The organism is Acinetobacter pecorum, assembly GCF_014837015.1.
GTDB classification, from domain to species: domain Bacteria; phylum Pseudomonadota; class Gammaproteobacteria; order Pseudomonadales; family Moraxellaceae; genus Acinetobacter; species Acinetobacter pecorum.
Genome location: NZ_JACSPT010000026.1, coordinates 1 through 14,611, shown reverse-complemented (window position 1 = coordinate 14,611; position 14,611 = coordinate 1). Strand labels below are relative to the sequence as shown.

Sequence of the window (14,611 nt, the reverse complement as noted above, 5' to 3'; positions counted from 1 at the left end):
AATGAAGCCAAGATCAATCTGTTGCTATTGATCTAGCCTGTAGTGAATTTCGATGAGTACCTTAATTCTTGTTACCTCCGCACCGACTTCCATCTATGCCTGGCATGCCTTGGGTTTAGCTCAGGCTTTGCAGGATAAGCAGGAAGCATTCCGTGTGTTTTTCTATCAGGACGGCGTATCGGTCGCAAATGCACTGCAATGGGTACCCGACGATCAACGTCATCTTACACATGCATGGCAAGCTCTGCAGATTCGCCTCCCAGTCTGTGTAAGTGCAGCATTGGCGCGTGGAATTACAGATCCGGACAATGCTCAACGTCACAATATTCAGCAGCATAATCTGGCAGATGCGTTTGAATTGGTCGGTTTAGGTGAACTTGCCGATGCTGTTCAATCCTCACAACGTCTGATTCAATTCTAGATGTTCCATTTTTTAGAATGTGTTGCTTTTCCAAGGAATCTTGTGTGAAATCTGTACTTGTTATATTAACCCAAGCCAATCTGACCAGCCTGCAGGTGCATGAAAGCCTGTCTGCGACAATGGTCCTGGCAACTTTTGGCGCAGAAGTTAAAGTCCTGCTACAAGGGGCCGCCCTTAGTCTGCTGCGTTCAGAGCTGCAATTTGACCAGTTGCAACATGCATTTAAACTGGCATCAAATATGGTCGACAGTTTCGAGTTTTATGATCTCACTCCGATTCTGATTGAGCAGAAAAATCAAAATTCCCCATTTGTGACGCAGAGCGAACAAGAAATCGAATTTATTGAGCTTAATCCTGAATTTATTAAAAGCTTTGATCATGTGCTGTATTGGTAAGGAATAAGGATATACAAATGTCAAATCATACACTTTATCTGATCCAATCCAGCTATTCGGCAACTGCACAGATCCTCGATCAATTGGCTCAGATTTATACAATGAGCGATCAGGTCGTGCTGATGGGTGAAGCGGTTTTGTTGCTAGAGCATTCATTTCTACAAAGCTTGCCGCAAATTTATATGCTGAAAAATGATGCTGAACTCTTGATACAGCCCTTACCTGATCAAGTAAAATTGTTGAATTATGCAGATTTTGCTGCTCTTTGCCTCCAGTTTAATCGCTGCATTTCAATGAAATAATGAATGGGTTAAATATGAATTTAGAATTGGATCAAGATGGTCATCTGGTTGACTACACCATCTGGAATGAAGAGGTCGCTCAACTCCTAGCCAATAGCCTGGACCTTGACTTGACCCCATGGCATTTTGAAATTCTGCAAGCGGTGCGTCAGTTCTATCAGCAGTTTGGCCATTCACCAGCAACGCGCCCTCTAATCAAATTTTTAATGAAAACTGTCAGTGCCGATATCAATAATGCCATGCTTCAGGAAAAGTTTAATACTGGTCTGGTGGCACGTCACTTAAGCCGTTTGGCCGGCGTACCCAAGCCTGCGAACTGTTTATAAAGCTGTCAAGTCTTCGATATTTTGTCTGTAAAAGCCTGACTTTTTATTCGGGCTTTTTTATGCGATCAATTTTCACTTCTAGAATAATTAAAGATACAAGTAGCCTGCAGACAGCAAATACAGGTTTAATCTAAAGCTCGTAAGGCCCGATGCAGTTCATGTTCCATTTCAGGCAAGACTTTGATCAGAAACTCAATCTGTGCTTTCGCCTCGGCCTTGCTGACCTGTTGAGCCTCTACCAGCTTCTGCTGCTGAGTGATTAGTAAGCTGACCTGTTGAAGATCGGGTCGTTGTCCTTCACTTAATGCATTAATCATCGTGGAAAAGTCCAGATATAATTGTTGCTGCTGCCTTAACAATTCACTTTGCTTTGCAGATGCATTATTTTGTCCGGTTTTATTGGTTTGACTATTAGCAGTAGAGCTGACAGAGGCATCATTTGCAGATTTTTCAGCTGGCTGGACGGGAGCAGAATGGGGTTGATTAGTAAGATGGGTTTGATAGATTTCTTTTCGTATTTGATAGCCAATACCCAGTAAGGCTCCAAACAAGAGCAATGTAATCAATACATATAACTGAATTGTTTTATTATTCATCTTTGTGTCCTCAGCTTAAAAAGACAGCCCCTATTCAAAAGCTGTCTTTTCTACTCATCAACTACGGTGTTGACCAGTCTGCAGGCGCATAACCAATCCGGACACGTTGTGGGTGATTTCCTACTGGTACACTAAGCACTTTATTGCCAGTAGCAAAATCAATCACGGTAACCACATCAGTTTCACTTTCGGAAATCACACAGCTACGACCGTCCGGGCTACGCGTTGCCCAATACGGTTTACCCGCAGAAATCAGTTTCCCGGCAGTCAGCGTCTTGCGATCAACAATAGTGGCATAATTGTCCATAGTTCCCGCAACACAAAGCTTTTCACCATCAGCACTGATCGATAGGCCATGATGGCGCGAATCATTCACCCATTTTGTCCGATCTTTCGGAATACTGTCGCTCCCTGGCAACTGTCCAATCCGGCTAATCTTGTTCTGGTTCAGATCGTATTCAATCAAACCATTAAAGAATGAAACCTGGGCATACAGTTTGGTTTCATCCTTACTAAATACCATTGGTCGTACTGAGTTGGACAAATCTTTTCGGCCAAATGCATCCAGTGCGGGTCTGAAGTCAATTTTTCTCAACACCTGATGGGTATTGGCATCTGCGATGGTGATAAAACGCTTTCCTTTGGTAAAATCTTGCCATTGGGCATCCATCGAGGTTTCCACGTTGCCGATAGCAGAGTTCAGAATCTTGTTGCCGCCATCAAAATAAATATTTTCATGCGGTTTATCGCCCGTGCTGAAACGACCTACTTCTTTACCGGTATTGATATCCAGTACATGCACTACATTTCCTGAAGATGCAGATACGGCGACCCGTTGTCCATCTGGTGATACCGCCATATGGTCGGCACGAAAGCCTTCAACAGGTGTGCGCCAGTTAATCTTGCCAGTTTTGATATTGATTGATACGACATCGGCGAAACTTGGGCGTGATGCGACCACTGATTGCCCGTCTGGCGTAGAGTACATATCATCCACCAGTTGATCATTCCCTTCCCCTGCTGTGGCCTGAATGTAAGTATAGGCAATCAGCTTGATTGGATTCAGGTGAATTTCCTTAAGGCGCTCTTTCCGGTCAGGAATCATGTTAATGACACCGATTTTGCCAAAATCACCTGATGGACGAATCACAGTGACCGTGCCATCCCAGTTATTTCCGACAAAGAAAACCTGCTGAGAATTAGCAGGTGCAACTGAAGGTGTAGAAGCGGCCTGTACACTTGGCAACGCAGATAGTATCGCCATCGCAGACAAGGTCAGACAGAACTTTGGCCATTTTTTATTTTGAATTTTCATCCCTTATGCTCCGCATAATAATTTGTATTTTTGTTTTTATTCCTTGTTATAGACACAGTCAGGCTGTGTTTTCACGCCTCTAATATACAAATGTATAAGATGATTTACTGTTATTTCCGACCAAAAAAAATACAGCTCATTTAAATTTATCGTTCTATATTCTCTGAATTTAAAAGAACATCTTGCTGTGATTTTATGTATCCAGCACATCGACAAACTGGGCATTGAGCACTTTGGCAAGATCGGCCGGTTTTAGTCCTATATCCAGTCCTCTTTTACCTCCACTCACATAAATCTTGTTCAACTGTTCGGCACTTGCATCAATTACTGTTTTTAACCGTTTCTTCTGGCCAATAGGGCTAATTCCCCCAACCAGATAACCAGTCAAGCGTTCTGCCTGTTTAGGATCTGCCATCTGGAGTTTTTTACATCCCACGGCCTGGGCTACTTTTTTCAGGTTAAGCTGATGATGTACCGGCAATACGGCAACAAAATATTGTTTATCATCCGTCACCAGTAAGGTTTTAAAGACTTCCTCTACAGAAAGCCCCAATTTTTCAGCAGCCTCCAGTCCAAAACTTTTGGCATTGGCATTATGTTCATATTCGTGAATGCTGTATTCAATTTTATTTACTTTTAACAATTTACATGCAGGGGTCATGGAAAGTCTTATGGGTGATGAGAAATCATATGATTATATAAATATTGGTTCGAGAAGTTAAATCAGATGAACTAACTAAAGAGCAAATTTTGCTTTAAATCCCTATTCTGGCCTCTTCAAACCTATTTTGTTTTAAAGCCTTCATTTTTTAGTCAATCATTGTGGCTATCAGCATTTTTTTAAGTTTTTATTACAAAGATGGAGATGAGCAAAATTACAGCAAATGTATGCGTTTTTGCCACTATCTAAGCGTTAGAGAGGTCATTTTTTGATTGCAAGAAAATATGAAGATGAACACATTCGTCACTTCATCTAGCTTATAAATAGGAAGTAAATATTCCAAGGATCTTCTGTCAAACTTGCCGAGATACAGACTGTATATCTCGGCAATAAAGTACCTCTTGAAATCATATTTATGATGCACAACTGAATTTAGAGAGATATGACTAATTTTAGACTCTTTGAAAAAAATGCAAATTTACATCAAGTAAAACCCATTAAGTTATTGTCTTATTTTAGGTTTTTTTAAATTTCATTACCTGATACGGAGGAAATTATCACTTTTATCCAAAAGAAATGAGCAGAAAAATTTTCAACATTAATCTGAGAGTTTTTACCGGATTCAACTTATATACCGCATTCAAATTTGTCAGGAAAAAGCTGTTTAAAATTAAAAATATCACTAAGAGGAAGAATTTAGCGTTAACATGAAGATACAGTTACACAAAGGATATTAACTGTTTTTGCCAATTGGGTTTACAATGAAAATAATATGAATACCTCGCGAATTGTAATTTTTTAACATTGCCAAATCTCTGCAAAGTTTTCATTATAGCGCCACTGTTTGCTATATGCTTTCTACGTCAATTCAAAGAAATTATAAATAGTAATGTAGAAAATCATGCAATAATAAGCAGAGTTTGCAGACATCTTGCAAACAAAACCCGATACTTTTTAATTGGAGCATGCTGGATGAGTTCGACCATTTTGGTTATTCATGGACCGAATTTAAACTTGCTTGGGAAGCGCGAACCGGAAGTTTATGGTCACCTTAGTCTTGATGATATTAACCAGCAACTGACTGTCCAAGCTCAACAGGCCACATTACAACTTGAAACTTTCCAGAGCAACTGGGAAGGTGCCATTGTTGACCGGATTCATCAAGCCCAGCAAGACGGCGTTCAATACATCATTATTAATCCGGCAGCATTGACCCATACCTCTGTTGCGGTTCGCGATGCCCTCCTTGGCGTCGCCATTCCTTTCATTGAAGTCCATCTGTCGAATGTGCACGCACGTGAGGCATTTCGACATCATTCGTACTTGTCCGATAAAGCCATCGGTGTGATCTGTGGTCTGGGTGCAAAAGGCTATGCTGCTGCCCTCGATTATGTCATTGAAAAAATACAATCTTCTACACAATCTTAATTAGGAATACTGTCTCATGGATATCCGTAAAATCAAGAAACTCATCGATTTGATGATTGAATCTGACTTACAGGCGATCGAAGTTAAAGAAGGCGATCAATCGATTGCATTAACTCGTCGTAATCCAGTGGTTGCAGCAGCTGTTCCTGCGATGCCTGCACCAGCAGCCGAAGCGCCAGTGGCAAAATCTCCTCGCGGTGCTGTTGAAACTTCACCAATGGTCGGCGTGTTCTATGCAGCACCAAGCCCAGGTGAACCGACATTTGTTAAAGTTGGCCAGACCGTTTCTGCAGGCGATACGCTCGGTATTATCGAAGCAATGAAAATCATGAACCCGATTGAAGCCACTCAAAGCGGTGTGATTGAAGAAATTCTGGTGAAAAATGGTGAAGTGATTCAATTCGGTCAACCACTTTTCCGCTACCGCGCTTAATCACCCCGGGGATTTATAATGTTGCAAAAAGTTTTAATTGCAAACCGTGGTGAGATTGCGTTACGCATCACCCGAGCTTGCAGAACTTTAGGGATCAAAACTGTAGGTGTCTATTCTGACGCAGACAAGGACCTAATGCATTTGCGTTTCTGTGATGAAGCAGTATGCATTGGCCCAGGTGCGAGCAGTGACAGCTACCTGAATATTCCAGCGATTATTACTGCTGCCGAAATTACCGGTGCAGACGCTATCCATCCTGGCTATGGCTTCCTCGCTGAAAATGCAGAATTTGCCGAAATCGTAGAAAATTCTGGTTTTATCTTTATTGGTCCACGTCCTGAACATATTCGTTTAATGGGGAACAAAGTTTCTGCGATTATGGCCATGCGTAAAGCGGGTGTCCCGACTGTACCCGGTTCAGCTCATGCAGTGACGCCTAATAATGCCTTGGCTGAAGCGAAAGAAATCGGTTTCCCGCTGATCGTCAAAGCCGCTTCTGGCGGTGGTGGTCGTGGTATGCGTATCGTGGAAAATGTCGATACCCTGCTGGAATCAGTTCAGGCTGCACAGCGTGATGCAGAAATGTGGTTTGGAGATGATACGGTCTATATGGAACGTTTCCTGCAAAAGCCACGTCATGTCGAAGTACAAGTACTCGCCGATGGTAATGGCCATGCGATTCATCTGTATGATCGTGACTGCTCGCTGCAGCGCCGCCACCAAAAAGTACTGGAAGAAGCTCCAGCACCGAACTTGCCAGAGCAAGCACGTGCTGACATTCTGGAAGCTTGTGTGAATGCATGTAAGCTGATGCAATATCGTGGTGCGGGTACCTTCGAATTCTTGTTTGAAGATGATGAATTCTTCTTTATTGAAATGAATACGCGTGTTCAGGTTGAACATCCGGTGACAGAAATGGTTACGGGTATTGATATTATTGAACAGCAATTGCGTATTGCGGGTGGTTTAGGTCTCGATATCCAGCAAGAAGATGTCAAGGTTTTGGGGCATGCGATTGAATGCCGTATTAACGCAGAAGATCCCTCTACCTTCTTACCTTCACCAGGCAAGATCGAAAACTTTTATGCACCAGGGGGTGCGGGCATTCGCCTGGATTCACATGTTTATCCAGGTTATAGCATTCCACCCTATTATGATTCGATGATTGCGAAACTGATTGCACATGGTAAGGATCGTGAAACGTCTATTTCGCGCATGAGAAATGCTCTGGACGAAATGATTCTGACTGGTGTGAAAACCAATATTCCTTTGCATAAAGATTTAATCCTTCAGGACAAGAACTTCTGCAAACAGGCAATGGATATTCATTATCTGGAAAAACATTTGTTAAAGCAGCTTGAAAATGCTGAAGACAACGCCTAAAACCAAGCTTATAAAAAAACCGCTGTCATTCAGCGGTTTTTTATTGTTTGCAATCTAAGGCAATACGCGTCTGAGGACGGCAAAACATTGCTCAGCTTTTTCATTGGCACAGAAATTAATCGTATAAGAGTTTTGCCATTTCACAAAATACTGTGAAATTTCACCAGATTGGTCAACTTGGTTACCCGAGCAGTCTTTTTCATTATTATCATATTTCACTTGCAGAATTAGTGCGGGAATCTGCTGCGAAGGGTCTTGTGCGGGTTGATAATCATATAACCCTGATGTCCATTCGTCGCCACTTTTGATCACAACATTATTATTTCCCTTAAAATTATAATATTCGATGCACTTTTTATTATTCGGAATTTCCATCCCCCACAAACCGACAATTTCCGGACGGGTTTTAACAGTAAAGGTATTTGGAATTTCAGCAGTTTTAACTGGAGTATTCTCTGATTTTTTATTTTCTGTCGCCATTAGCCAAGGTGAGCTCATGATTAAGATAAGGCTAAGACATGTTTTTTTCATATTTACTGGCATCTTTTTAACAATTAATTCTAAATTATCATATTTATTGGGATCATGTCCCACTCTAACGCAATTTCAATACAGAGTCAGAAACTATTTATCACATTGTTTAAAAACATAGATTTCTTTTCTGATTTTTTTTGTATATATTTCGTATATAAGAATCTTAATAGTTCGTATTAATAACAGATTAATCAAACAATAAAATCATATTTTGGGTCAAACTTAGTTGCTAAACAAAGTGATCATTCACACTTAAAAATTTGAATATAGGATTTTAAATTTGCAATTAGCTCGAATAACAGAAAAACAATTAAATCATGAAACTCATGCTTATTTCGTTATTGTTTTTGCTGTTTTAGTATGTTGTCTTATTGGGATCGCAACCAGACCGCTAGAGTATCTGGCCTTATTATGGCCGGCGAACGCGGCTTTGCTGGCCCTATTTTTACGCTTTCCACATTTAAATAATCTGGGAGGCTGGTTAGGCGCGTTCAGTGCTTTTATGTTTGCAGATCTGGTCACCGGGAATGGTTTACTGCATAGCCTGTTTCTTACCCTTTCCAATTTGATTAGTACCATTGTTTCGATATTTTTTATTCGATATTTCAAGATTAATTACAAATACTATAATACCGGTTATACCTTTGTTCATTTATTTGGCATCTTCGCTTTTGCAGGCTGTCTGGCCAGTGCAGCCTTTGCAGTTCTCACCTTGCCGAATCTACCAAATTCATTCATGACCAAAGAAAATTTATGGATTGATTTTGGTCTGTGGTGGACCGGTGAAATGGTGAATTATATTGTGTTTCTCCCTTTAATCTTGGCATTCCCAAGAATAAAAGACCTGCAGTATCTATTTAAAAACCGTCGTCAAAAACGTAATTATTTCAGCTATTTTTTACCGGCATCTTCAGTCGTGGCCTGTGTCATCATTACCAATATTTTTGCAGGCCCGGGCGCAATGCTCTACCCTTTGGCTGCACTGATCTGGGCTGCATTGACCTATCGCCTGTTTACCATGACCATGATCAATGCTTTTGTCATCATTTTGACCTATTACAGCCTGACACAGTTTTATGCAACCAATCACACCATACTGGCCGATTCCACGATTTATATTTCACTGCGGATCGGGCTGTTTATGCTGGCCTTATCTCCGCTCATCCTGTGTATTATCAGCCAAAACCGCAATGAACTGTTTAAACGGGTTCTATATCTGGCTAATCACGATAGTCTAACGCGAACCATGAATCGTCATTTCTTCTTTAAGAAAGGCGAATATTTACTGCAATATGCCAAGACGATGGAATTTTCAGTGATCATGCTGGATATTGATTATTTCAAACGCCTGAACGATCATTTTGGCCATCATGTCGGTGATAAAGTCCTGCAACACTTTGCACAAATTGTACGTAACAACTTACGTGCCCAAGATCTATTTGCACGCATTGGCGGAGAAGAATTTGTACTCTTACTCTGGAATACTGAGCCTTCAGAAGCCCGCATCATTGCAGAACGGATTCGAGACCTTGTGGAGAAAACCCCGATGCATCAATCAGATGGCTCATCTTTGTATATTACAGTGAGCATAGGCATCACCCACCAAAATGAACCCAACTCCCAAGATCTGCAAAACCTGATTAATATTGCAGACCAAGCCCTATATCAGGCCAAACATCGTGGGCGCAATCAGGTGGTACTTGCATCTTAAGCATAAAACCTCTACAACCTTAAAACAGTATCAACGCTAGGGAAGGGCAATGAAATTAGAAGAATATCTACAATATGACGGTTTAGGGCTCGCTGAACTGGTCCGCAATAAACAGGTACATTCAAGTGAACTTTTATCTGCTGCCCTGGAACGTAGCTCAATTGCCAATCCCGAGCTGAATGCAATTATCATCCCGATGCATGAACATGCGTTAAAACGTAGCCAGCAAAATCTGTCTGGCCCTTTTGCCGGTGTACCTTTTCTGGTCAAAGACCTGTTTCAGGAATATGCAGGCTATCCGACTTCTTATGGCTGTCAGGGTTTAAAACGGATCAGTTATATCGCCGAGACCAATGCCGAGATTGTCAATCGCTGGGAAAAAGCCGGAATTGTGACCTTTGGACGCACCAATACGCCTGAATTTGGCATTAAAGGTATTACTGAACCAGATGCTTGGGGCATCTGTAAAAATCCGTGGAATTTACAGCATAATAGTGGCGGCTCTTCAGGTGGTTCGGCTTCTGCTGTGGCAGCCGGAATTGTGCCAATTGCGGGTGCTGGCGATGGTGGTGGCTCGATTCGTATCCCTGCCTCCTATTGTGGCCTTTTCGGCCTGAAACCGAGTCGAGGCCGTACACCTTGGGGACCACAAATGAGTGAAGCCATGCATGGCGCTGCGATTCAGCATGTATTAACCAAAACGGTGCGTGACAGTGCTGCAATGCTGGATGCTACTCATGGTGAAGATCATAGTTCACTGTTTAAAATTCAACGTCCTCAACATCATTATCTGGATGTGATTCAGCAGCCACCCAAGAAGCTGAAAATCGCGTTTAGCACTTATTCTACGATTGGCACACCTGTCTCTCAGGATGCAATTCAAGCTATTAAACATACAGCAAAACTACTAGAGTCTCTGGGTCATGAAGTGATTGAAGACCGTCCAGCGATTGATGGGATGCAGTTGGCCAAGGATTTTATTACCACATGGTTTAGCCAGTTTTCTTTCATGCTGGATGAAATCCAGAAAAGCTATCCGTCTAGATCGAATGATTTTGAATTGGACTCTTTGGCACTGGCCGCCTTCGGAGCCAAGACCAGCGCGCTGGATTATATTCAGAACCTAAATAACTGGGGTCAGTATGTAACCCAGATGAATCATTTCTTTGATGATTATGATCTGTATTTGACGCCTGCAACGGCCACAGTGGCTCCAAAAAATGGTGAGGTCAAAACACCTGCTTGGCAAAAACCAATTTTAAAAGCTTTATTGAATGTGGGTAAAGCCCATTTGCTGGCACAAGGCAAACTGGTCGATAAAATTGTTAAAGAAAATCTGAAATGGGTGCCCTTTACCCAGCTCGCCAATATTACCGGCCTTCCGGCAATGTCGGTACCGCTGTACTGGAATGACCAGAACCTGCCGCTCGGTTCACAGTTTATTGCGCCGTTTGCACGTGAAGATCTACTGCTCCAACTGGCGGCCCAACTGGAGCAGGCACAGCCGTGGTTTGAGCAATACTCAAAAATCCGTATTTAATGTCAAGATAATATGTTCAAGCCTATTTTTGCAGTTCGACTTTGTTAGGCAACCCGAAAACCAGCAATAAACCTGACAAGGTCGATGCCGCAGCAGCGATAAAGATAGATGTTCCGCCTATTTGATCCCAATAATAACCAGCCAGAATACTACCGCTTGCCACCCCGATCCCCCACATAGTGCTATAAAGTGCCTGTCCACGTCCTTGCTGCCCTGCAGAGAAGTTCTGAAAAATCACCCGCATTGCGATCATATGAAACAAGCCAAAACTGAAAGCATGAATCGTTTGAGCAAAAAACTGTGCCAGGAATGAGGCAGGAAGCATCCCGACCATCAACCATCTCAATCCGGTCATTAATAAACATACTGTGACCAGATGACGCCATGACCAGCGTGTCAGAAAGAATGTTGCATAGGCAAACATGATAATTTCCGCAATAACTCCGACTGACCACAGCACACCAATCTGGCTGGTACTAAATCCTGTCTGACTTAGATAATTGCTATAAAAACTATAGAATGGTGCATGCGAAAAAAGCAGAATTAATTCAATCAGAAAAAAACTATACACGACAGGACGTTTGAATATCGGCCATAAAGGTTCGAGCTGTTTCTGTGCAGCGGGTGCCGCCCTTGGTTCTTTAATAGTAAATGACCAGAGAAAGGCCAGAAATGAAATACAGAGCAACAAGACTGGCAACATGCTGATGCTGATAACTTCAAAGACGGTACCTAAGCCGAATACACCGATTATAAAACCGACAGATCCCCATTTTCGTACTTTGCCATAGAGCTCTGCTCTTTTTTCTCCGAGCCAGAACAAGGTTACGCCTTCAAACTGAGCAAGAATAGCATTCTGAAAGAAACTGAAAATCAGCATTAGCAAGGCTACAGATTGAAAGCTATTCGGAATAATGAAAATCATGAGCCAGATACAAGCTTCCATCCAGGTGGCTATACGCACCAGCAGCATTCGCTTACCCGACTTGTCTGCAATCCAGCCCCAAATCAACGGCGCAAAGAACCGGGTAATAATAGCAATAGAGGATAAAATCCCGATTTCCTGATAATTGAAGCCCTGATCTTCAAGATACAGACTCCAAAAAGGCAGGAACGCCCCGACAATTGCATAGTAAAAAAAGTAGAATCCACTGAGTCTATGCTGAATTGCTAGAGCTGGCATAGATATCTATATCCTTGTATTTTCAAAACTTGCAACTTACTAAAAGTGGTTCTTAACTGCACTGAATTGACCTTATTTTGCATTTCTACAATCTACAAATTTTATTTTTGTAGATTCCTTTCTAAATTGCTAATTCTTATAATTTTATCACTCTTGGAATTTTATATAATTCTTTTTAAAAATAATTTGGGATTCATAGATCTCGTCATTTTAATCAGTGATCTACGATATTTAAATATGGAAATTTATTTTGAATATGCACTTGATCTTATTTGGCATGAATTCAAATTGCCGCTTTTTCACATCTGAATAAGTTAGGTTAGCAATGGTTGTGATTGATGGCGAGATTTCTTCTTGGATAGAGGCTTATGGGTTAGGGTTTTAGATTAATGAGCGTCCATAAATTGCCACCATAAAAAAACCATCCGAAGATGGCTTTTTGTTAATCAGTCTTGAGTTATTAGCCACAAGATGCTTGAACGATAATTTTAGTTTGTGGATCAGTAACTACTGTAATTCTATTTGAACGGTAATCTAAAGTTACCGGCTGGCCAGGCGCCACCATACGTACAATTTCAGCTTTAGTCTTTGCCTTAATTGTCGCTTCAGATAAACCAGTTTGCCCAACAAGTTTTGCTGCTTCATCAGATATACAGCTGCTCATAGTATTTCCTTGGTGAGGAGGCATCTGTTCAGGATTATTTGCACATGCTGTCAATGCGACAGCAACTAACATTAAAGATAAATTCTGGATAATTTTCATAAAATTTTGTCTTTTCAGGATAAAAAAGGTAATCATACAGAATATGGTAGCCTCGACTACAGGCTTAACAACAATCTCTATACATTCTATTTAAACAGAAAGCTTAATAAAAAAAGTATCTTGCTTTCAGCTTGATGATTTGGCGAATTTCGTATTTTTTTAACAGTTATAATGGAAATAACCTCCCGAAGAAGATTCTGTAGACTATTGCTTTTTAGTTTTTAATCACAAAATGCCTTAACAATTTTTTGAGTTTGTGGATCAACAATTACATTGATTCGTCCTAGATGATAATCCTTAGTGATAGGTTGACCCGGTGCAACCAGTCTAACAACCTCAGCATTTGTTTTTGATTTGATATCAGCTTCACATTGCTAATGTCTTACGTGCTAATTTAGCTGCACTGTCAGGTACTTATTTTTTCATCATTTCAGGCTTGTAAACGACTTCTTTATCTGGAGTTCCGGCACAAGCATTCAAGGCCACTGCTGCAAGAATAAATGATAAATTATAAATAAATTTCATAAACTTATATCTTTAATAAATAAAAGTAGGATCATACCTAAGACAGACGGTTTATATGAGCCTAGCTTTATCAACAATCTTAATACACATTATGAAATAGAGATTTAAAAACAGAAATTAAAACCTTGATTTTTTAACAGGCAAAAAATACCTCCTAATAAAGGAGGTTTAAAATAGAGAGACCCTAATGCTATATGACCTATCTATGAGTTTTATAAAATTCTGTCTCTTAAAGATGTTAAATATTCAATTGCTAGTAATTTATAATGATTATTACAGCCTTTTAAATTCGCCAATTAAATCAAAAAGATATTCAATATATAGCTTTTTATTAGATATTTCAGGCATATCGAATACCCAATAGGTTCTAGACCTAGATCTGTATTTGCATCGTACGGTCAAAGTCTTAATTTCAATAAGAGCTTCTTCATTCCTTAATTTTGCATACAATGATAAGTATTCTGCAAGAAACTTCAACTTACCGTTTATGTCATGCGTAGCTGAACCATGCACCTTCAGAGCTTCATCATATACTAAAACCAGTGTTTCCTGTGTCATGTGAATGCCTATATCTTCTGGTCGAATTAATAAGCATTAAAAGATAAAACATTTTTAGATTTTAAAATAGTTAGAAAACGTACTTAAACCTTTACTTTACGAAACTTAAATTCACATTTTGTTCGTATTAAAAAATCCCACTTAATTCTTATAAATTAAGTAGGTGGATTTGCGCCATAATTTTATTTTTATTTTCCATACAAATTATTATTAAAGTATTTTATTTTAATGACATAATTTTATAATCGAATAGTTATTAGCCTGCTTCTCCAAAAAAACATAAAACTCCCTATTTTTCAAATATTAACCTATTTATTTTTGAAAAAAAAGAAATAGTGAAAAGAATTAAAATTTAAGCGTTAAGATCCTATGTAAATCTTTAAAAATTACATTTTCTAATATAGATTTAGACTGATATTTGGTTCTTTATTCATTTTAATTAGTTTTTTCATTTCTACTAAAAATATATCAATTTAACCTTTATAAAGCGCAGATAGAATACACAAAAGTCTAACCTTACTATTATTATTTTTATAT

General features: G+C 40.1%; 16 protein-coding genes and 1 pseudogene. 9 read left to right on the top strand and 8 right to left on the bottom strand.

Translation table 11 applies throughout. The annotated features are described in order from the left end of the window. Window positions 1-52: 52 nt before the first annotated feature. The 4 genes from tusD to H9629_RS14315 are packed head-to-tail and all read left to right on the top strand — an operon-like array spanning window position 53 to window position 1,444. Entirely contained in the window at window positions 53-421 is a 369-nt protein-coding gene (tusD, locus tag H9629_RS14330; protein ID WP_064096133.1) for a sulfurtransferase complex subunit TusD, read from the top strand. A gap of 44 nt (window positions 422-465) precedes the next feature. After that, on the top strand, window positions 466-816 hold the full coding sequence (locus H9629_RS14325; RefSeq protein WP_191731357.1) for a hypothetical protein: 351 nt from the start codon (window positions 466-468) through the stop codon (window positions 814-816). Window positions 817-833: 17 nt separating this feature from the next. Next, window positions 834-1,118, top strand: coding sequence for a DsrH/TusB family sulfur metabolism protein (locus H9629_RS14320; protein WP_064096131.1), 285 nt, complete (start codon window positions 834-836; stop codon window positions 1,116-1,118). Window positions 1,119-1,132: 14 nt separating this feature from the next. Then, window positions 1,133-1,444: a TusE/DsrC/DsvC family sulfur relay protein gene (locus H9629_RS14315; RefSeq protein ID WP_064096130.1), complete on the top strand. Its 312-nt coding sequence runs from the start codon at window positions 1,133-1,135 to the stop codon at window positions 1,442-1,444. 125 nt (window positions 1,445-1,569) lie between these two features. Here the strand turns inward: H9629_RS14315 and H9629_RS14310 are convergent, their stop codons facing one another. The 3 genes from H9629_RS14310 to ybaK all read right to left on the bottom strand — a co-directional run bounded on the left by H9629_RS14310 (window position 1,570) and on the right by ybaK (window position 4,016). Next, a complete protein-coding gene (locus H9629_RS14310) occupies window positions 1,570-2,040 on the bottom strand; it encodes a hypothetical protein (protein ID WP_064102140.1) in 471 nt (156 codons plus the stop codon). A gap of 61 nt (window positions 2,041-2,101) precedes the next feature. After that, on the bottom strand, window positions 2,102-3,355 hold the full coding sequence (locus tag H9629_RS14305) for a YncE family protein (protein ID WP_064102139.1): 1,254 nt from the start codon (window positions 3,353-3,355) through the stop codon (window positions 2,102-2,104). 193 nt (window positions 3,356-3,548) lie between these two features. Then, window positions 3,549-4,016 carry a Cys-tRNA(Pro) deacylase gene (gene ybaK / locus H9629_RS14300; RefSeq protein WP_191731356.1) on the bottom strand — a complete coding sequence of 156 codons (468 nt, stop codon included), beginning with the start codon at window positions 4,014-4,016 and terminating at the stop codon, window positions 3,549-3,551. Window positions 4,017-4,988: 972 nt separating this feature from the next. Between ybaK and aroQ the strand changes: the two genes are divergently transcribed. From aroQ to accC, 3 genes are read left to right on the top strand one after another with little or no spacing between them, the layout of a single operon-like run. After that, a complete protein-coding gene (gene aroQ / locus H9629_RS14295) occupies window positions 4,989-5,444 on the top strand; it encodes a type II 3-dehydroquinate dehydratase (RefSeq protein ID WP_064096126.1) in 456 nt (151 codons plus the stop codon). A gap of 16 nt (window positions 5,445-5,460) precedes the next feature. Further along, window positions 5,461-5,877 carry an acetyl-CoA carboxylase biotin carboxyl carrier protein gene (gene accB, locus H9629_RS14290; protein WP_100355001.1) on the top strand — a complete coding sequence of 139 codons (417 nt, stop codon included), beginning with the start codon at window positions 5,461-5,463 and terminating at the stop codon, window positions 5,875-5,877. Between the two features lie 18 nt (window positions 5,878-5,895). Next, window positions 5,896-7,260: an acetyl-CoA carboxylase biotin carboxylase subunit gene (gene accC / locus H9629_RS14285; protein ID WP_144725126.1), complete on the top strand. Its 1,365-nt coding sequence runs from the start codon at window positions 5,896-5,898 to the stop codon at window positions 7,258-7,260. A 54-nt stretch (window positions 7,261-7,314) separates the two neighbouring features. On the opposite strand, the gene H9629_RS14280 is transcribed toward accC, so the two are convergent. Then, window positions 7,315-7,758, bottom strand: coding sequence for a hypothetical protein (locus tag H9629_RS14280; protein ID WP_171486399.1), 444 nt, complete (start codon window positions 7,756-7,758; stop codon window positions 7,315-7,317). Window positions 7,759-8,074: 316 nt separating this feature from the next. Here H9629_RS14280 and H9629_RS14275 point away from each other — a divergent pair, with 316 nt between their 5' ends. After that, window positions 8,075-9,505: a sensor domain-containing diguanylate cyclase gene (locus tag H9629_RS14275; protein WP_191731355.1), complete on the top strand. Its 1,431-nt coding sequence runs from the start codon at window positions 8,075-8,077 to the stop codon at window positions 9,503-9,505. Between the two features lie 49 nt (window positions 9,506-9,554). Continuing rightward, entirely contained in the window at window positions 9,555-11,045 is a 1,491-nt protein-coding gene (locus H9629_RS14270) for an amidase (RefSeq protein WP_064096122.1), read from the top strand. 22 nt (window positions 11,046-11,067) lie between these two features. Here the strand turns inward: H9629_RS14270 and H9629_RS14265 are convergent, their stop codons facing one another. From H9629_RS14265 to H9629_RS14250, 4 genes and pseudogenes are all read right to left on the bottom strand, one after another. Then, a complete protein-coding gene (locus H9629_RS14265; RefSeq protein ID WP_191731354.1) occupies window positions 11,068-12,228 on the bottom strand; it encodes an MFS transporter in 1,161 nt (386 codons plus the stop codon). A 460-nt stretch (window positions 12,229-12,688) separates the two neighbouring features. After that, window positions 12,689-12,877, bottom strand: a pseudogene (locus tag H9629_RS14260) (I78 family peptidase inhibitor); the annotation flags it as partial. A 335-nt stretch (window positions 12,878-13,212) separates the two neighbouring features. Then, window positions 13,213-13,350 carry an I78 family peptidase inhibitor gene (locus H9629_RS15620; RefSeq protein WP_404794093.1) on the bottom strand — a complete coding sequence of 46 codons (138 nt, stop codon included), beginning with the start codon at window positions 13,348-13,350 and terminating at the stop codon, window positions 13,213-13,215. A 439-nt stretch (window positions 13,351-13,789) separates the two neighbouring features. Further along, a complete protein-coding gene (locus tag H9629_RS14250) occupies window positions 13,790-14,074 on the bottom strand; it encodes a hypothetical protein (protein ID WP_191731353.1) in 285 nt (94 codons plus the stop codon). Between the last annotated feature and the right edge of the window lie 537 nt (window positions 14,075-14,611).